Origin of the sequence: Leucobacter sp. NPDC015123 (genome assembly GCF_043080205.1) — a bacterium.
Taxonomy (GTDB): domain Bacteria; phylum Actinomycetota; class Actinomycetes; order Actinomycetales; family Microbacteriaceae; genus Leucobacter; species Leucobacter aridicollis_A.
The window spans coordinates 254,915-273,128 of the sequence record NZ_JBIBVH010000005.1 but is presented as its reverse complement, the minus strand read 5'-3'; the positions used below and the strand labels follow the sequence as shown (position 1 = coordinate 273,128).

Here is an 18,214-nt window from a genome sequence, read left to right as displayed (position 1 = left end):
TGCGTTGGCCTGCTACGGGCGGGGTGCTACTTCCCGAGGCGCTCGCGCAGTGCGTTGAGCTCGGCAGTCAGCTCAGCGGGAAGGCGATCACCAAACTGGGCGAAGTACTCCTCAGTGAGGTCTGCCTCTGCGAGCCATGAGGTCGGGTCGATCGCGAAGATCTTGTCGAGATCCTTCTCGACATCTTCGATACCTGTCAGGTTCAGCTCGCCCGGTGCGGGGATGGTTCCCACCGCGGTCTCGACGCCTGTGTGCTCGCCCTCAACGCGGCGAATCACCCAGTCAATGACACGGGAGTTGTCGCCGAAGCCAGGCCACATGAACTTGCCGTCTTCGTCCTTGCGGAACCAGTTGACCTGGAACATCTTCGGCGCGTTCTCGCCGAGCTGTTCCCCCATCTCGAGCCAGTGGCCCCAGTAGTCGGCCATGTTGTAGCCGCAGAACGGAAGCATCGCGAAGGGGTCGCGGCGGAGCTCACCGACGGTGCCCTCCTGCGCGGCGGTCTTCTCCGACGAGATCGTCGCACCGACAAAGACGCCGTGGTTCCACGAGCGCGACTGCGCGACGAGCGGCACGTTTGTCGCGCGGCGGCCGCCGAACAGGATCGCGTCAAGCGGGACGCCGTCTTGCTCGTACCAGTCACGCGCGAGCGACGGGGTCTGCTGGATCGGCACGGTGAAGCGCGAGTTCGGGTGCGCTGCGGGGCGGCCGGACTCGGGTGTCCAGTCGTTACCCTGCCAGTCGATGAGGTGCTCGGGGACCGAATCGGTCATGCCCTCCCACCACACGTCGCCGTTGTCGGTGAGCGCAACGTTCGTGAAGATCGTGTTTCCCCAGAGGGTTTCCATTGCGACGGGGTTCGTCGACTCGCCGGTGCCTGGAGCGACACCGAAGAAGCCAGCCTCGGGGTTGATCGCGTACAGGCGGCCGTCCTTACCCGGGCGGAGCCAGGCGATGTCGTCACCGATCGTCTCGACCTTCCAGCCGGGAATCGTCGGCTGGAGCATCGCGAGGTTGGTCTTGCCACAGGCGGAGGGGAACGCAGCCGAGAGGTGGTAGTCCTTGCCGGTCTCGGTGTTCGTCAGCTTCAAGAGGAGCATGTGCTCGGCGAGCCAGCCCTCGTTCTTGCCCATGACGCTCGCAATGCGAAGCGCGAAGCACTTCTTCGAGAGCAGCGCGTTGCCGCCGTAGCCTGAGCCGTACGACCAGACCTCGAGCGTGTCAGGGAAGTGGGTGATGTACTTCGTATCGTTGCACGGCCACGCTGAATCCTCAGCGCCGTCCACGAGGGGCGCGCCGACCGAGTGCACCGTGCGCACCCACTCGCTACCGGGGGTAATGCCGTCGAGAGCCTGCTGGCCCATACGGGTCATGATGCGCATGTTGAGCACAGCGTATGGCGAGTCGGTGATCTCGATACCGAGCTGCGTGATGGCGCCACCAACGGGGCCCATGGAGAACGGCACGACGTACATCGTGCGGCCGCGCATGGAGCCTGCAAAGAGGGGCATGAGCTCTGCGCGCATAGCGTCGGGAGCAACCCAGTTGTTCGTGGGCCCTGCGTCTGCCTCGTTCTCCGAGCAGATGAAGGTGCGGTCTTCAACGCGGGCGACATCGGCGGGGTGCGAACGGGCGAGGAAGCTTCCCGGGCGGAGGTTCTTGTCGAGCGGAATCAGCGATCCCGCCTCAACCATCTCGCTGGTGATGCGGTTCCATTCGTCCTGCGAACCGTCGCACCAGAGAATCGAGTCAGGCTGCGTGAGCTCCGCAACCTCAGTGACCCACTGCAGAACCTCTGCGTTGTCGGTCGTGGCGGTCTCGCGAACGAGATCAGTGATCGAAGCGAGAGTAGCGTTACTCATACCGTCGAGTCTCCTTGGGGTTTCGTCGAACCGGGCTGTATTTCTATTCTCGTGGGCCTCGTAACCTCTCATTCACCAAAACGGCTGTCAAATTTTCAGCTTTTTGACATATAGTCAACTTATGAGCCCACAACTCACTCCTTCGTTGAGCGCAGCCACAGTCGACCGCCTCGTCCTCGGCAAGCGCCTCAGGCACTACCGCAACCAGGCAGGCCTCACCCTCGAGCAGCTCGGCAGCCGCGTCGGCGTCGTCCCCAGCCAGCTCTCACTGGTCGAAAACGGCAAGCGAGAGCCAAAGCTCACACTCATCCAAGCAATCGCGCGCGAGCTCGCGATCGATCCTGGCGAACTCCTCAGCGAGGAGGCGCCAGACAAGCGCAGCGAGCTCGAGATCGAGCTCGAACGGGCCCAAAGCACGCTTGGCTACGAGCAGCTCGGGCTCCCCCGGATCCGGACCCCGCGCTCACTGAGCGACGACACCCTCGAGGCACTCATCGGCCTCCATCGAGAGCTGGCCAGGAGAACCCGCGCCGCAGAGACAACCTCGGAAGAGGCGCGGCGAGCGAACACCATGATTCGATTGCAAATGCAGGCGCGCGACAATTATCTGCCCGACATCGAGCTCATCGCGTCAGACCTGATGCGCCGAATCGGACACACTGTCGGCGCCGTCACCCACCGCGACGTCGCGATGCTTGCTGAGATGCTCGGCTTCACCCTCATCTTCGTCGACGATCTTCCCCCCAACACCCGAAGCATCACCGACCTCGAGAACGGGCGCATCTACCTGCCGCCCACGTCGATCCCTGGCGGCCACGGCCTGCGCTCGCTCGCCCTCCAAGCGATGGGACACCGCGTGCTCGGGCACTCCGAGCCCAAGAGCTACGCGCAGTTCCTCGAGCAGCGACTCCAAATCAACTACTTTGCCGCAGCCTGCCTCCTCCCCGAGGCGCGCGCCGTTGACTACCTGCAGCAAGCCAAACGCAACCGCAATCTCGCAATCGAAGACTTTCGCGACGCGTTCGGCGTCACGCACGAGGCGGCAGCGCACAGGTTCACCAACCTTGCGACGCGGCACCTCGACCTCCGGGTGCATCACTACCGCACCGACGGCGCCGGCGCTCTCGTACGCGGGTACGAAAACGACGGCAAGCCCTTCCCCACCGACGAGGGCGGTGCAATTGAGGGTGAGCTTTTGTGTGCGAAGTGGGGCGGGCGCACCGCGTTTCATCGCCAGAACCGCACGAGCGAGTTCTACCAGTTCACCGACACCCCGAACGGCACCTACTGGACAAGCGTACAGACAGGCGACGCAGAGCAGGGCCCGTTCGCAATCGCCTGTGGCGTCCAGTTCGACGACGCCCGCTGGTTCCGCGGCCGCGACACGCAGGTACGCAAGCGCTCAACATGCCCCGACACCGCATGCTGCCGCACGGCTTCCCCGACGCTCCGAGAGCGCTGGGAGGGCAAAGCGTGGCCCAGCGCGCGCATGCACCAGCACGTGCTGACGCCCCTGCCAACCGGCACGTTCCCAGGCGTCGATGACACATCGATGTACGAGTTCTTGTCGAAGCACGCACCCGAGATCTAGGGGCCTCGCGCAGCCGCGCTCGACGACATCGCAGGACGTGACTGCCGGAGAAGTTCCGGCCTCCTACAACGCGAAAGGCCACAAACCCCGAGGGGTTCGTGGCCTTTCGCGTAGTTTGCTACCCAGTAGCGTCTCAGGCTAGTCCGCGGCGGGACGTGGGCGCGACGCGAACTCTTCGAAGATCGCACGCGGCTCGGTCACAGCCTCGATGTTGACGATGTCACGACCGAGGAAGAAGTGCCCAACCCAGCCGCCGAACACGCGCCACTTGCGCTCCCATGTGGGAATCGCAAGGCCGTGGTAGAAACGGTGCGCCAGCCACGCAATGTAGCCCTTGAGCGTGAAGTTGCCCGAGCGGAACACGCCGGTGTTCATGCCAAGGCCAGCAACCGCGCCCTGGTTCTTGTGGTTGTACTCGACGACGCCCTCGCCGCGCAGCGACGCGACGATGTTCTTCGCGAGCAGACGGCCCTGGCGCACGGCGTGCTGTGCGTTGGGAACGCAGAAGCCGCCAGGGCCGGGGGTCGAGGAAATGTCGGGAACCTGCGAGGTGTCGCCCGCGGTCCAGGCGCCCTCGACGATCTCGCCCTCTTCGGTCGCGACGCGCAGCGACGGCGTACCGACGACGTGGCCACGTGCACCAATCGGGAGGTCGGTTCCGCGGAGGAACGGACGGGGCATAACACCAGCTGTCCAGACGATGAGGTCAGACTCGTACTTCTCGCCGGTCGACAGCTCGATGTTGCCGCCCTCTGCAGAGGAAAGCTGCGTGTCGAGGTGGATGTTCACGCCGCGACGGGTCTGGTCCTTGACAACCCAGTCAGCGAGGCCCTCGGTGACCTCGGGCATGATGCGGCCCATGGCCTCAACGAGGTGGAACTTCGTCTCGTCGAACGTGATCTCAGGGTAGCGGCGAAGCAGCGCGGTCGCGAACGAGCGCAGCTCGGCCACCGACTCGATGCCAGCGAAGCCACCACCAACGACGGTGACGGTGAGCAGGCGGGCGCGCTCAGCCGAGTCCTTCGGCAGCGACGCGGCGCGCTCGAAGTTACCAACCATGCGGTCGCGGATCGCGACTGCTTCTTCGATCGTCTTCATGCCGATGGCGCGGTCAGCGATGCCCGGAATCGGGAACGTGCGCGAGACCGAACCGGTGGTGATGACGATCTGGTCGTACTCGAAGTCGTACGCCTCGCCGGTGTTCGGCGTGATCGTTGCGGTCTTGGTAGCGTGCGAGATGCCTGTCACCTTGCCCGCGACGTTCACGGTCTTCTTGAGGTGACGGCGACGCGCCACAACCGCGTGGCGGGGCTCGATCGAGCCGGCAGCAACCTCGGGAAGGAACGGCAGGTATGCCATGTACGGAAGCGGGTCAACGATGGTGACCTCAGCTTCGCCAGCACGAAGAAGCTTCTCGAGCTTCCATGCGGTGTAGAAGCCGGCGTAGCCGCCGCCAACGATCAGAATCTTCTTCGCCACGAAGCGATCTCCTTGATGATCAAATTTGCACAAAATGCAGGCTGCAAGGTGCGCCCGCTTGTTTGCGCGGGAAGCCAGCTGGGTAAGATTCACCCAACCCGAACCACTTTACCTGCAAATTTGCTGCAGATCGTCACAAACAGCGAGACGGCGCAATCAAACCGATGATTATTCGCTACCTGGGCGAGAATTCCGCATCAAATGCGCGGCTAGGCGCTCCAGCCTGAACGCTCAAGCGCCAAGTCGCCAATCGGGTTCACCCCGGGCCCGGCTGCGAGCGAGTGACCGATCAGCGCGTGCAGGCACTTGACCCGGGTCGGCATTCCGCCAGCGCTGATCCCTGCAAGCTCCGGGACCTCGCCGATCGCATCGCGATCCGCAATGTACTGCATGTGAGCCCGCTCGTAGGCGGCACGCAACTCTTCGTCATCGGCGAGCATCTCGTTGAACTCAACCATCATGCCGGCGGCCTCGAGCCGCGACGCGGCGGCCACGACCTCGGGATGCGACAGGTAGTAGAAGGTTGGGAACGGCGAGCCGTCTGGCAGGCGCGGCGATGTCGCCACGACGGTCGGGCTCCCGTCAGCGGCGCGGGCAGCGATACCGACAACGCCACGAGCCTCGCGTCCAAGCTGTTCACTCACCGCCGCGATGTCTGCTGCTGTCGGTTCGGGGAATGGGGGCCGGCTCACTTGCTACTCCTTGCGGCTTCTTCTTCAGATGGGGTGTCGGGCACCGCGGTACCCGAGGCGATAACCGAGCCAAGAAGATCCTTCGCCCAGTTCCGCTCGACCTGCGTGAGGTCGGCGCTCGTTTCTTCGTCTGACTCGACGGGCAGCACGACATCGGAAATGATACTGAGCTGCGTCTCGCCTGGAAGCACGTACGACAGCCTGTCACGGGCTTGGGCCCGCACGTACGACGGATCCTTCCAGCGTGTGCGCTCGGCATCGATCGCTTCCACGGCTTCGCGGTGCTGCCGCACGCTCTCTCGCAGCTGCGCGATCTCGCGTTGCTGCTGCACGTACGTCGAAATATTTGGGCTGAGGATCAGCGCCCCAGCAATCACCGAGACAACAACGACAACGGTGAAGACGCTGAAGCGCAGACTTGCGACCCACGCCGCAATGTCTGCGCCCCAGTTCTTCACCGTGTGCTCCCCGGATTAGACGAGAAATTACGCCTGGAAACGCGGGAACGCGCCGCGGCCTGCGTAGCGAGCCGCATCGCCGAGCTCTTCCTCGATGCGAAGAAGCTGGTTGTACTTCGCGACGCGGTCCGAGCGTGCGGGCGCGCCCGTCTTGATCTGGCCGCAGTCGGTAGCGACTGCGAGATCGGCAATCGTGACGTCTTCGGTCTCGCCGGAACGGTGCGACATGACTGCCGTGTAGCCCGAACGCTGCGCGAGCTGCACTGCGTCAAACGTCTCAGTCAGCGTGCCGATCTGGTTGACCTTGACGAGCAGCGAGTTCGCGACACCCTTGGCGATGCCGTCGGCGAGGCGCTCGGGGTTCGTCACGAACAGGTCGTCACCAACAAGCTGGACACGCTCACCGACGCGGTCGGTGAGTTCCTGCCAGCCGTCCCAGTCTGCCTCGTCAAGGGGATCCTCAATCGAGACGAGCGGGTACCTGTCGAGCAGGTCCGCGTAGTAGTCGGCCATCTCGGCGGCCGTGCGATCCTTCCCTTCGAACTTGTAGACACCGTTCTCGTAGAACTCCGACGAAGCGACGTCGAGGGCCACGGCAACGTCCTTGCCTGGCTCGAGGCCGGCACGCTTGATCGCCTCGACAATCAGGTCGAGCGCAGCCGCGTTGTTCTCGAGGTTCGGAGCGAAGCCGCCCTCATCGCCGAGACCCGTCGAGAGCCCCTTCTCGTTGAGCAGCGACTTGAGCGCGTGGTACACCTCGACGCCCCACCGGAGGCCCTCAGAGAAGCTCTCGGCGCCAAGCGGCACCGCCATGAACTCCTGGATGTCGACATCGGTGTCGGCGTGCGCGCCGCCGTTGATGATGTTCATGAGCGGCACTGGAAGCGTGCATGCCGTCGGGCCGCCGAGGTAACGGTAGAGCGGCAGCTCAGCTGACGCAGCAGCGGCGTGCGCGACGGCGAGGCTGACGCCGAGGATCGAGTTCGCTCCGAGCCGGGACTTGTTGTCGGTACCGTCGATCTCGCGCAGCACAGTGTCAATGATGCGCTGATCGTCTGCGGCGAACCCCTCGATCGCGGGCGCAAGCTCGTCAAACACAGCGTCGACTGCCTTCAGCACGCCCTTGCCGAAGTAACGATCCTTGTCACCGTCGCGCAGTTCGTACGCTTCGAATGCGCCGGTCGAGGCGCCCGAGGGCACTGCCGCGCGCCCGACCGAGTCGTCGGTCAGGCCGATCTCGACCTCAACGGTCGGGTTTCCGCGCGAATCAAGAATCTCGCGTGCGATCACCGCGTCGATAAATGCCACAGTCTGCTCCTTGTGGTGGAAGTCATGAGACGCGTGTTCCGCGCCTCTTCTCAGTGTAGAGGGTGAGGGGCCCGCGACCCCTGGAGATCAGGCCATTACTCGCCGAGTTCGCGCCACGACAGGGACGCCGCGTCGCGATCGCCCGGGCGCACGTTGGCGAATCGGGTGAAGCCCTCGGCCTCGAGTCGTGCAAGCAGCGTCTTCATGTTCTTCTGGCGCTTCTCGAGTCGCACGCGCAACCCGTCGGTAACGAGGGCGCGCTTGAGCACCATGAGATCGTCGAGCGGTGTTTCTTGGTCTGCGACGAGCGCGACCGCTGCCGGCCCCGCGTTCGCGTCGAGCTCGATGAGGTCGACAACGCGTTCGAACCCGATAGAGAAACCGACGGCCGGCACGTCCTGTCCAAGGAAACGACCGATCATGCCGTCGTAGCGGCCACCGCCGCCAACCGACGACCCGGATCCAGGATGCGCGATCTCGAAGATTGTGCCCGTGTAATACCCCATGCCGCGCACGAGGGTCGGATCGAAACGAATCTCGACGCCTTCGGGGAGTCCCCCTGCAAGCGCCTCACCGAGAGTGACGAGGCTCGCAACGCCGTCCTCCGCGGCTCCAGTAGGCAGCACCGCCGCGATCGCCTCGCGTGTGACAGGGATGCCCGCGGCGAGCGCCTCGTCGACGCCCGCGAGGATTCCGCGCATCGCCTCGGCCGCAGCTTCGTTCGTCTCAGCAAGCTCAGCTGTGACGCCTTCGACGCCGATCTTGTCGAGCTTGTCGACGGTGATGAGCGCCCCAGCCTGCTCCTCAGGAGCGAAACCGCAGTGGTCGAGCAGGCCGAAGAGGATCCGTCTGTCGTTCACTCGAATCACACAGTCCTTGAGCCCGAGCTGCGCGAGCACCTGTGACGTCGCAGTGATGAGCTCAATCTCGGCAATCACCCCCGACTCTCCGATGATGTCGATGTCTGCCTGAACGAACTGGCGATAGCGCCCCTTCTGTGGGCGCTCTGCACGCCACACGGGGGCGATCTGGATCGATCTGAACACCGGCGGCAGCTCTGCTCTATGCGAGGCGTAGAAGCGCGCGAGCGGCACGGTGAGGTCGAAGCGCAGCCCGAGGTCAGCGAGCTGTTCTGGGTCGCCCGCCTCGGCCGCTGCGGCGAGCGCCTCGGGCTTGATCCCACGTTTCAGGATCGAGAAACTCAGCTTTTCGTTGTCGCCGCCAAGCCCCGAGTGGAGTCGCGCGTGGTCTTCGACAACGGGTGTCTCGATCTCGTCAAAGCCGTGCGAGCGGTAGACGCCGCGGATGATGCCGAGGGCGTGCTCCCGGCGGGCTTTGTCGGCTGGCAGAAAGTCGCGCATGCCGCGCGGCGGGTTCACTGGGTTAGCCATGGGTCCCATTCTTCCATGTCGGAGAGCAACACCGGACCGTCGGGGGCGCGGGAAGCGAGCGCGCACGCACGCTAGTTGCGTTTGGCGAGAAGCTGCCCGATGGACCGCGCGGCCCGAGCGACATGGTCGACAAGCACTGCCGTCGCTGGCAGGGTCTCGCGCGTCGACACCGAGACCGACCCGAGCGGGTCATTGCCGAGCTTCACGGGCATCGCGAGCGCCGAGACCTGCTCGTCATACTCCCCGCGGGTGACGCAGTAGCCGAGGCCCCGAATTCGAGCGAACTCTCCCTCGAGCTCTTGGGGGTTCATGCTCGTTTCCGCGGTGTAGCGAGCGAGTGGTCGTTGGCTTGTGTAATGGTCACGTTTTGCGCGAGGGAGATGCGCGAAGTATGCCTTCGAGATTGCGCCGACGTGAGCCGGGAACAGTTCGCCTGCCATCGGGTAGTCGCGCAGCGGCCCCTCTGGCCCATCTACTGAGATGACCGCGCGCATGTGCGCGTGATCCGCGATTGCGAAGGTCGCTGTGAGACCTGTCGTTTCGGCGAGCAGTGTCACTGCTGGCCTTGCGATGCTCGCAAGCGAGGCTGTGCTCTGCCAGGCGCGCGAGAGATGCAGCACGCCAGTTCCAAGCCTGTAGACGCGGCGGTGATCGTCTCTGCGCAGGAACTGCATCTTCGTCAGTGTGTGAATCGTGCGCTGGGCGCTCGACGTCGAGCAGCCGAGCAGGCCGGCGAGTTCAGTGACTCCGATCTCTCGCCTGTCCGCGTCGAAAAGGAGTAGCGCGGTGAGCGCCCGTTCGACGCTGTCGAGTGTTTCAGCCATGCACCGATTATCCCGCATAGCGGCATATCCCTTGCCGGGCTCGTTCCGATGGCGAATTCTAAGTGAGCGTCTCCGGGAGAGGCGCGACACAGGAAAGAGGCGTTCCAATGACGGACTGGCAGGCGCACCAGGATGCGAATCGCGCGGGCACGGAGCTCGACGGCAAGTACATGTACTTTGACACGGCCGCAGCGGCTCCCCCGGTGATCGGCGCGGTGGAAGCCGCAACCAACTACCTTGAGCAGACCGCCAAGACCGGCCCCTACCTTCCGAGTCTGCGCGCTCGTGTCTACAGTCAACTCGACGAGATCCGTGCGGATGTCGCGGGCTTCGTTGGCGCGACCCCTGATGAGGTTGCATTCACCCGCAACGGAACCGAGTCAATCAGCCTCGTCGCTCGCGGCCTGAGCTGGAACGAGGGCGACGAGATACTCGTCCCAGACACCGAGATGCTCTCAAACATCGCCATCTGGCGCATGGTCGCTCAGGAGACCGGCGCAAAAATCGTGACAGTCGAGGGAGGCATCACCGGACTTCTCGACCCCGAGGTCGTGCGCGCGGCGATCACTGACCGCACGAGACTCATCACGTTCGCGGCGATGTCAAACGTAACGGGCGCGGTCCAGCCGGTCCGCGAGATCTGCGAGGTCGCCAGAGCACGCGGCGTGCTCACCCATGTAAACGCGGCGCAGGCGCTCGGCATGATGCCCGTCGGTCTCGACATCTGGCCGTGCGACTTCATCTCGGCGTGCACCCGCAAGGGGCTCCGCGCGATCGAGGGCTCCGGGGTGCTCGTTGTCAGACAGCACCACATCGAGGGTATGACGCCCGCACTCGCCGGCTGGTGGAACGCGAGCTTTGACGACACGGGCAGTGTCCAGTTCCCCGCCACCGCACGGAAGTTCGAGGCAGGCTCGCCAAACATCCCCGCGATCCTCGCGCTCGGCGCCGCAGTTGAGACCGCTACGGGGCTCGGGATCGAGCGTATCCACGCCCGCGTCCGCGAGCTCACCGCGTACGCCGCGGCTCGTCTTCGCGCGATCGCGGGCACCCAGATCTATGGCCCTGAGCGAGATGAGGATCGCCTGGGGATCCTGCCTTTCAACATAGACGGCGCCGACCCAACAAAGCTCACCCTCGCCCTCGAGGCGCGCGGCATCATCATCGAAGCCGGCCACTTCATGGCAACCCCGATCCTCGCAGCGTACGGCGTCGAGCGGATGGCGCGCGTGTCGCTCCACTACTTCAACACGACAGCAGAGATCGACGCCCTCGCCAGGGCGATTGAATCCGAGAGAGGAATCACCGCATGACCAACGCACTTCTCATGAGCAGCTCCCGCATGGGCAGCCTCGGCTATCTCGAGCACGCCGCGAGCCAGCTCACCACGATCCTTGAGGGGACAAGCCGCAAGGTCCTGTTCGTTCCGTTCGCGGCCGTCTCATTCTCGTACGACGCCTACGAGGATCTCGCCGCTCCCCCGTTCGCCGCGGTCGACGCTGAGCTCACCGCGATCCACAGGTTTGACGACCCCGTGCATGCAGTTCGCGAAGCCGACGTCATCGCAGTCGGCGGTGGCAACAGTTTCGCGCTACTGAACAGGCTCTATGGTGCCGGAATCGTGTCTGAAATCCGCGAGCGCGTCACTCAGCACGGTGCGCGCTACATCGGCTGGAGCGCAGGCACCAACGTCGCGACTCCGTCGATCCGCACGACGAACGACATGCCGATTGTGGAGCCGCCGTCGTTCAATGCGATCGGGCTCGTGCCGTTCCAGATCAACCCACACTTCATTCCAGGCAAGCCCGCGGGCCACAACGGCGAGAGCCGCGAAGAGCGCCTCGCAGAGTTCACCGCGATCAACCCGGGCGAGGAGGTGCTCGGCCTCATCGAGGGCAGCGCGCTCCACGTCACCGGTTCGACAGGCACGATCCTCGGCGACAGCGACGCCCTCGTGTTTGCGCAGGATGCGCCGGCGCGCACGATCGCCGCGGGCTCGTCGTTCGAGCTCGCCGAGATCTCGGGCCCGGTGGCGTAATGTCACTTCGCGAAATCCTTGAGGTCTCTGACCAGATGGACGATCCCCGACTCTCGGGCGAGCGGATCGTCGATCTCCTCCGCAGCGCTGGTGCGCCAGGATGCGAGATCACCGTCACGAGCGTGCCGTACGAGGCACCGGAAGACACGAGCCAACTGTGCGACTTCGTGAGGGTGGTCATTCCCGGGGAGCAGGGCAAGATCGCGGGCGGCCAGGCCCCGACTCTGGGCCTTATTGGCAGGCTCGGCGCCCAGCAGGCCCAGCCCGAGCGTATCGGCTACGTCTCAGACGCCGACGGCTCGATCGTCGCGATCGCGGCGGCCCTCAGGTTGCTCCGTCTCGTGGCGGCAGGGGCGACGCTGCGGGGCGACATCATCGTGACAACGCACATCGCGACGCACGTGAGTATCACTCCGCGCGAACCCGTCGACTTCATGGGCACACCGGTCTCATCCGAGCGGATGAACGAATTCGAGGTTGACGACCGGATGGACGCGATCCTCTCGTTCGACACGTCAAAGGGCAACAGGCTCATTAACCACCGCGGCGTGGCCATCTCGCCGACCGCTAAGGCGGGCTACCTCCTTCCCGTCTCCCCCGACCTCATCACAGTGCTCGAGTACGCGACCGGCGAGCCGGCCCGCACGTTCCCGCTTGCGCAGCAAGACATCACGCCGTACGGCAACGGGTACCGTCACTTCAACTCGATCATGCAGCCGACGATCGCGACAGCTGCCCCCGTCGTCGGCGTCGCGCTCACCGCGCGCGCTGTAGTCCCGGGATCCTCAACAGGCGCGAGCTACGAGGGAGCGTTGCTCGACGCGACGAGGTTCGCCGTCGAAGTCGCGAAGAGCTATACCCGCGGTGAGATCGCGTTCTACGACAGCGAGGAGCATGCCGCACTCACTGCCCAGTACGGCGAACTTGCCTCCTTCCAGCAGTAACCCTGCCTCCCATCGCGCGCCGCACCTGACGCGCGATGGGAGAATCCCCCTAATGAGAAAAGACAGATCATGAAATCACGCACAGGTGCGCAGCTCGGCGACGTTGCCGCGGCGCATCCCAGAGCATTCGAGCTCGGCACTCTCCTCGTCTCGGCGCTCCTCAGCTTGCTCGGCGCCGTCATCGGCGTCCACCTCATCACTACCCTCGGCATCTCGGCGAACACGAGTGTTATTGGCGCAGTCATCGCGATGCTCATCGGCCGCTTCTCGTTCCTTGGGCTGAGCAAGTTCCGAGACCCACACCGGCAAAACATCGTGCAATCGGCGATCTCCAGTGCAACCTTTGCGGCCGCGAACGGACTGCTCGCGCCCATCGCGATCCCCTACGCGCTCGGGATGCCGGAGCTCGTGTGGCCCATGCTCATCGGCTGCGCGCTCGGGATCCTGATCGACGTCTTTATCCTGTACCGTGCGTTCGGCTCGCGGTTCATGCCAGCGTCGGCGCCGTGGCCTCCCGGAGTTGCGGCCGCCGAGACAATCAAGGCTGGCGCCGAGGGCGGCAAGCGTGCACTCGTGCTCGTTGGCGGCGCTGCCGTTGGCGTCGTTGGCTCACTCTTCTCGCTCCCGATGGCAGCCGCGGGCGTCGCGCTCATTGGGAATTTCTGGGCACTCCTGATGTTCGGCATCGGCCTCCTGCTCTCGCAGTACGCTCCGGCGCTCTGGAACGTAAACCTCGGCGAGATGTACGTCGCCCACGGCGTCATGATCGGAGCGGGCGTCGTCGCGCTGCTGCAGGTCGTGTGGCTCATCGTCGGGTCGCGTACGAAGAAGGCAAAGCTTACCGAGACCGCACGCATCCAGGCGGTTGCTGAGGATGAGACGCTGCAGTACACGATCGACGGCACGAAGCTCGGCCGGTCGCTCGGGCTCGGCTACGTGCTCTTCGTGCTCGGTGCCCTGCTCATCGCACTCATCGGCGGCGCGATGAACGACCTCACCATCTGGGGCCTCATCGGGTTCGTGCTCTTCGCTGGCATCGCGGCAATTGTTCACGAGCTCATAGTGGGCCTCGCTGCAATGCATGCAGGCTGGTTCCCGGCGTTCGCAGTCACGCTCATCTTCCTGATTTTCGGTCTCGTCCTCGGGCTTCCAACCGTGCCCCTCGTGATGCTCGTCGCCTATTGCTCAGCCACCGGCCCCGCTTTTGCTGACATGGGTTACGACTACAAGACCGGCTGGATCTTGCGTCGCGAGCTGAAGCCGTGGAAAGCCTCGGAGCTCGCGGGCCGTCGGGAACAGCTCAAGGCCTCCATCGTCGCGATTGCCGTTGCCATCGGCGTCGTCGCAGTGTCGTGGGAGGGACTGTTCTCCGAGGGCAAGCTGCCCCCGTCGTCACAGGTCTTCGCCGACACAATCATGGCTGGCCTCACTGATCCGAAGATCATGGTCACAATGGCGCTATGGGCGATTCCTGGAGCCCTCATTCAGTTCTTTGGCGGTTCGAAGCGGCAGATGGGTGTGCTCTTCGCGACTGGCCTCCTCGTTGCGACCCCGAACGCAGGCTGGCTCGTACTCGTTGCGCTCGTCACCCGAATCGTGTGGACGAAGTACCGAGGCGAGAAGGGCGAGCAGGAGCTCTCCCTCGTGGGTGCCGGTGTTATCGCCGCCGACTCAATCATGAACGTGGGCAAGGTCATCAAGTTCTAGCACCCGTTCGGATCATGCAGCGAGGAGGGGCCCCGACACACTGTGACGGGGCCCCTCTTGTCTGCGGCCGGCCACTGACAGCACGGGTGACCGCGAGTGAACTGTCAGTGACCGCCGAGCCTAGTGGTTCACTGGCGGCTCTGCGCCGTAGCCTGTAAGTGCACGCACCTCCATCTCAGCGGCGAGCTTCTTCGACTCGACAGTCTTGTCGGTGACAGTGCCAAGCCATGCGAGGAAGAATCCGACGGGGATCGACACGATTCCTGGGTTCGCGAGCGGGAAGATCGCGAAATCAATGTTCTCGCCGAGCATCGACGTCGGCGACCCCGACATCACTGGTGACAGGATGATCAGGCCGATCGCCGTGACAAGCCCGCCAATCATCGACCAGACCGCGCCACGGGTTGTGAACCGCTTCCAGAACAACGAGAACAGGATCGTTGGGAGGTTTGCCGACGCGGCAACTGCGAACGCGAGCGCCACGAGGAACGCGACGTTCTGGCCCTGCACCCCGATGCCTCCCGCAATGGCGACGACGCCGATCACGAGGGTCGTGATCCGTGCAACCTTTACTTCCTGTTTCGCGGTGACGTTTCCCTTCTTGATCACGCTCGAGTAAATGTCGTGCGCGAACGATGCCGATGCGGTGATGGTGAGGCCAGCGACGACAGCGAGAATCGTCGCGAATGCGACAGCCGAGATGAATCCGAGCAGCAGCGGGCCGCCGAGTTCTGCGGCAAGCAGTGGGGCCGCCGAGTTGACGCCGCCGGGCGCTGACTTGATCGTCTCCGGGCCAACGAATGCTGCAGCGCCGTAGCCGAGCACGAGAGTGAACAGGTAGAAGATACCGATGAGCCAGATCGCCCACACGACCGATCGGCGCGCCTCACGCGCCGTCGGCACCGTGTAGAACCGCATGAGCACGTGCGGCAGGCCCGCCGTTCCGAGGACGAGCGCGAGTGCGAGCGACACGAAGTCGAGCGGCATCGCGCCGTACTGGATTCCCGGGGCGAGGATCGCGTCGCCGTTCGTGTTCTCGGGGTTGTTCACGGCGGCTTCGAGTACCGCACCGAAGTTGAATCCCTTGAGCGCAAGCACCCAGATCGTCATGGCACCTGCGCCGAGGATCAGGAGCGCGGCTTTGATGATCTGCACCCAGGTAGTGCCCTTCATGCCGCCGATGAGCACGTACAGGATCATCACGATGCCGACGACTGCGACAACGACTGACTGGCCGATCTTGTCGTCGATGCCGAGTAGCAGCGACACGAGGCCGCCGGCACCCGCCATCTGCGCGAGCAGATAGAAGAACGTCACTGCAAGTGTCGTGAGGGCTGCCGCCATACGTACCGGGCGCTGCTTCAGCCTGAACGACAGCACGTCGGCCATCGTGAACTTCGCCGTGTTGCGCATGAGCTCGGCGACGAGTAGCAGTGCGACGAGCCACGCAACAAGGAAGCCGATCGAGTAGAGAAACCCGTCGTACCCGTTGATCGCGATCGCACCACAGATGCCGAGAAACGACGCCGCCGAAAGGTAGTCGCCAGCGATCGCGAGCCCGTTCTGACGCCCAGTGAATGAGCGGCCGCCTGCGTAGAAGTCTGCTGCGGTTTTCGTGTTACGGCTCGCCCGAATCACGATCACCATCGTCACCGCGACGAAGGCGCCGAAGATCGAGATGTTGAGGATCGGGTTCTGAGCTGCCGAGGTTTCAAACTTGAAGAGTTGGGCCGCGACCGGCCCTACTGTGGCGAGTCCGTTCATTGTGCGGCTCCTTCGGCATCGCGGGCGAGGTCTTCGAGTTCAGCGCGCAGCGCTTCGGTGCGCGGGTCGATGCGCTTGTTTGCGAACATCACGTATGCGGTGGTGATCGCGAAGGTTGAAACGAATTGCAGCAGCCCCAACCAGATTGCGACGTTCAAGCCGAGGAACGGCTGCGCCATAAAATCATGGGCGAACGCGCCGAGCATCACGTAGAGCAAGAACCACGCGAGGAATGCGGCTGTGAGCGGGAAGATGAAGCTTCGCAGCCTGCGCTTCAATTCTTGAAATTCTGGGCTTGCTTGAAACTTTTCGTAATCAATTGGAGGAGCGTGTGTCTCCGCCTGTGCGGGGATATCTTCGGACATCTGGGCCTCCTTGCCCTGTCTCGTTGGAATCAGGAGCAGTGCGACCCTGCCGCCACATGTGGCCAGCGTGACTCTCCTGATCAACCGCGACGCTGCGGTCTGTCACCGATGCTAGAAATCATGGTAAGCATGTAGTACCCCCGAAAGTTGGGAGTGCCAATGGTGCCACCTGTAACCGTGACGAAGCAGCGTATCCTCCAGGACGCCGTGACGGAGTTCTCCCGAGCAACCGGTTTTACTCTCGCCTTCGGAGGGTATGAGGCCGATGGTGTGACGACAGTGTCTGCCCTCTCAGGCACTGAGGGTGACAGCTTGCAGGGTCTTCGCGTTGCGAACTGGCGCGGCCTCGGCGGCAAGGCGATGATCGAACTTCGCCCACGGTTCACGCGCGACTACATGTCGTCGCAGACGATCAGCCATGACTACGACCTCGAGATCGGCGCCGAGCGAATCGTGATGCTCGTCGCCGTACCTGTCATCGTCGACGGCGTCACGCGCGCCGTGTTGTACGGCGGCACTCGGGGCGATTCCTCACCCGACGCGACGTTCATGCAGGCGGCCGCCGGTGTGAGCGAGGAGCTTGCCCGGGTCATTAGCGCTGAGGATCGCGCGCAAACCCAGCTACGCTTCCCGACAGACCCGACGGAGCTGCCTGGGAGCGTGCTCGAAGAGCTACGAAGCAGCCACGCTGAGATTCGCAGGATCGCGGCTGAGACGACTGATCCCGTCGCGCGCGAGCGCCTCGCCGCGATCGAGCAAAAGCTCGCAGGGATTGGCAAGCCGCACACTGCAGCGCCCGAAATACATCTCACGTCGCGCGAGATTGACGTGCTCTGCCAGGCTGCGCTCGGCGGTACGAACGCGAGTATCGGGCAGGCCCTTGGAATCGCTGAGAGCACGGTGAAGAGCTATCTCAAGACGGCGATGGGCAAGCTCGAAGCGCCCACGCGGCACGCGGCGGTCACTGCCGCTCGGGGGTACGGGCTTATTCCGTAGCTGTCACTGGCTGCTTGGCACGTCAGTCTGCGGTCACACGCGCCGCTAGCCTGTCGCTGGCGAGCCTGAGTGCGCGATCGGGGTCCACGCCCGCCGCGTTCGCCCTGATCACGAGCGCGAGCATTGCGTCACCAATGCCGACCTCTGCCATCGCGGCCTCCTGCGGACCGATCGCCGCCGACAGCGGGTCCTCTGCGGAGCGCTCTGCCGCAGCCGGGTCAACGAGGCCCGCCCGCTTGAGCCGTTCAACAACTTTCGCTGCACGTGCGAGGGTCGGCATGCCCGCTGGCACGCCGTCGAGTGGGGCGCGCGACCCGCGCTCTTCCCCAGCAGCGTCCTCCTTCAGGCGCTCCCACTCAGCGTTGAGTTCTTCGACTGTCATGTAGCCGCGGTCACCGAACACGTGAGGGTGGCGAGCGATGAGTTTCTCGTTGAGCGTCCGGGCGACAGATTCGAGGTTGTAGCCTTCACCGTCGCGCTCCGCGATTGCCGCGTGGAAGAGCACTTGGTAGAGCACGTCGCCGAGTTCGCCGCGTACCTCGTCAGCTTCGAGATCGCGTTCAACGGCGTCGATGAACTCGAATGTCTCCTCGATGAGAAATGGGACGAGCGTCTCGTGAGTCTGAACTGCGTGCCAGGCGCACCCGCCCTCGGCAACGAGGCGGCGCACCGTGTCAAGCACCTCCTGCACTGCGTCGTTTGTGGGGGTGGGTTTGGGTCTGTCAGCGCCAGCATCCATACGACGAGCCTAACGGCTGCGCCACAAAGGTTCCGCAGAGAGTGCGGCGCTTCGCC

At 64.1% G+C, this 18,214-nt stretch carries 16 protein-coding genes; 6 read left to right on the top strand and 10 right to left on the bottom strand.

Translation table 11 applies throughout. The features are described from left to right. Window positions 1-26: 26 nt before the first annotated feature. A complete protein-coding gene (locus ACF07D_RS11860) occupies window positions 27-1,862 on the bottom strand; it encodes a phosphoenolpyruvate carboxykinase (GTP) (RefSeq protein WP_119284626.1) in 1,836 nt (611 codons plus the stop codon). A 121-nt stretch (window positions 1,863-1,983) separates the two neighbouring features. Here ACF07D_RS11860 and ACF07D_RS11855 point away from each other — a divergent pair, with 121 nt between their 5' ends. Beyond that, window positions 1,984-3,453, top strand: coding sequence for an XRE family transcriptional regulator (locus ACF07D_RS11855; protein ID WP_255808165.1), 1,470 nt, complete (start codon window positions 1,984-1,986; stop codon window positions 3,451-3,453). 138 nt (window positions 3,454-3,591) lie between these two features. On the opposite strand, the gene ACF07D_RS11850 is transcribed toward ACF07D_RS11855, so the two are convergent. From ACF07D_RS11850 to ACF07D_RS11825, 6 genes are all read right to left on the bottom strand, one after another. Further along, a complete protein-coding gene (locus ACF07D_RS11850; RefSeq protein ID WP_119284628.1) occupies window positions 3,592-4,932 on the bottom strand; it encodes an NAD(P)/FAD-dependent oxidoreductase in 1,341 nt (446 codons plus the stop codon). A gap of 209 nt (window positions 4,933-5,141) precedes the next feature. Next, window positions 5,142-5,624 (bottom strand): DUF501 domain-containing protein, encoded by a 483-nt coding sequence (locus tag ACF07D_RS11845; protein WP_119284629.1) that lies wholly within the window; start codon window positions 5,622-5,624, stop codon window positions 5,142-5,144. Beyond that, on the bottom strand, window positions 5,621-6,082 hold the full coding sequence (locus ACF07D_RS11840) for a septum formation initiator family protein (RefSeq protein ID WP_391505042.1): 462 nt from the start codon (window positions 6,080-6,082) through the stop codon (window positions 5,621-5,623). The genes ACF07D_RS11845 and ACF07D_RS11840 overlap by 4 nt, the downstream gene beginning before the upstream one ends. 27 nt (window positions 6,083-6,109) lie before the next feature. Continuing rightward, window positions 6,110-7,390 (bottom strand): phosphopyruvate hydratase, encoded by a 1,281-nt coding sequence (gene eno, locus ACF07D_RS11835; RefSeq protein ID WP_391505041.1) that lies wholly within the window; start codon window positions 7,388-7,390, stop codon window positions 6,110-6,112. Between the two features lie 95 nt (window positions 7,391-7,485). Further along, window positions 7,486-8,781, bottom strand: coding sequence for a histidine--tRNA ligase (gene hisS, locus ACF07D_RS11830; protein ID WP_391505040.1), 1,296 nt, complete (start codon window positions 8,779-8,781; stop codon window positions 7,486-7,488). A gap of 71 nt (window positions 8,782-8,852) precedes the next feature. After that, complete coding sequence (locus ACF07D_RS11825; RefSeq protein ID WP_162921333.1) at window positions 8,853-9,605, bottom strand: IclR family transcriptional regulator; 753 nt, start codon at window positions 9,603-9,605, stop codon at window positions 8,853-8,855. Between the two features lie 107 nt (window positions 9,606-9,712). Here ACF07D_RS11825 and ACF07D_RS11820 point away from each other — a divergent pair, with 107 nt between their 5' ends. The 4 genes from ACF07D_RS11820 (at window position 9,713) to ACF07D_RS11805 (ending at window position 14,294) form a co-directional block, all read left to right on the top strand. After that, on the top strand, window positions 9,713-10,918 hold the full coding sequence (locus ACF07D_RS11820) for an aminotransferase class V-fold PLP-dependent enzyme (protein WP_391505039.1): 1,206 nt from the start codon (window positions 9,713-9,715) through the stop codon (window positions 10,916-10,918). Beyond that, entirely contained in the window at window positions 10,915-11,643 is a 729-nt protein-coding gene (gene pepE / locus ACF07D_RS11815; RefSeq protein ID WP_119284635.1) for a dipeptidase PepE, read from the top strand. Before ACF07D_RS11820 ends, pepE begins: the two co-directional genes overlap by 4 nt. Beyond that, on the top strand, window positions 11,643-12,587 hold the full coding sequence (locus ACF07D_RS11810; RefSeq protein ID WP_119284636.1) for a DUF1177 domain-containing protein: 945 nt from the start codon (window positions 11,643-11,645) through the stop codon (window positions 12,585-12,587). Before pepE ends, ACF07D_RS11810 begins: the two co-directional genes overlap by 1 nt. A 69-nt stretch (window positions 12,588-12,656) precedes the next feature. Further along, window positions 12,657-14,294, top strand: coding sequence for an OPT/YSL family transporter (locus tag ACF07D_RS11805; RefSeq protein ID WP_391505038.1), 1,638 nt, complete (start codon window positions 12,657-12,659; stop codon window positions 14,292-14,294). A gap of 120 nt (window positions 14,295-14,414) precedes the next feature. Here the strand turns inward: ACF07D_RS11805 and ACF07D_RS11800 are convergent, their stop codons facing one another. Beyond that, entirely contained in the window at window positions 14,415-16,058 is a 1,644-nt protein-coding gene (locus ACF07D_RS11800; RefSeq protein WP_391505037.1) for a cation acetate symporter, read from the bottom strand. After that, window positions 16,055-16,423, bottom strand: a complete 369-nt coding sequence (locus ACF07D_RS11795; protein ID WP_391505036.1) for a DUF485 domain-containing protein — start codon at window positions 16,421-16,423, stop codon at window positions 16,055-16,057. The genes ACF07D_RS11800 and ACF07D_RS11795 overlap by 4 nt, the downstream gene beginning before the upstream one ends. A gap of 159 nt (window positions 16,424-16,582) precedes the next feature. On the opposite strand from ACF07D_RS11795, the gene ACF07D_RS11790 reads away from it, so the two are divergent. Beyond that, entirely contained in the window at window positions 16,583-17,419 is an 837-nt protein-coding gene (locus tag ACF07D_RS11790) for a LuxR C-terminal-related transcriptional regulator (protein WP_391505035.1), read from the top strand. Window positions 17,420-17,441: 22 nt separating this feature from the next. On the opposite strand, the gene ACF07D_RS11785 is transcribed toward ACF07D_RS11790, so the two are convergent. Further along, window positions 17,442-18,158, bottom strand: coding sequence for a MazG nucleotide pyrophosphohydrolase domain-containing protein (locus tag ACF07D_RS11785; protein WP_391505034.1), 717 nt, complete (start codon window positions 18,156-18,158; stop codon window positions 17,442-17,444). Window positions 18,159-18,214: the final 56 nt, after the last annotated feature.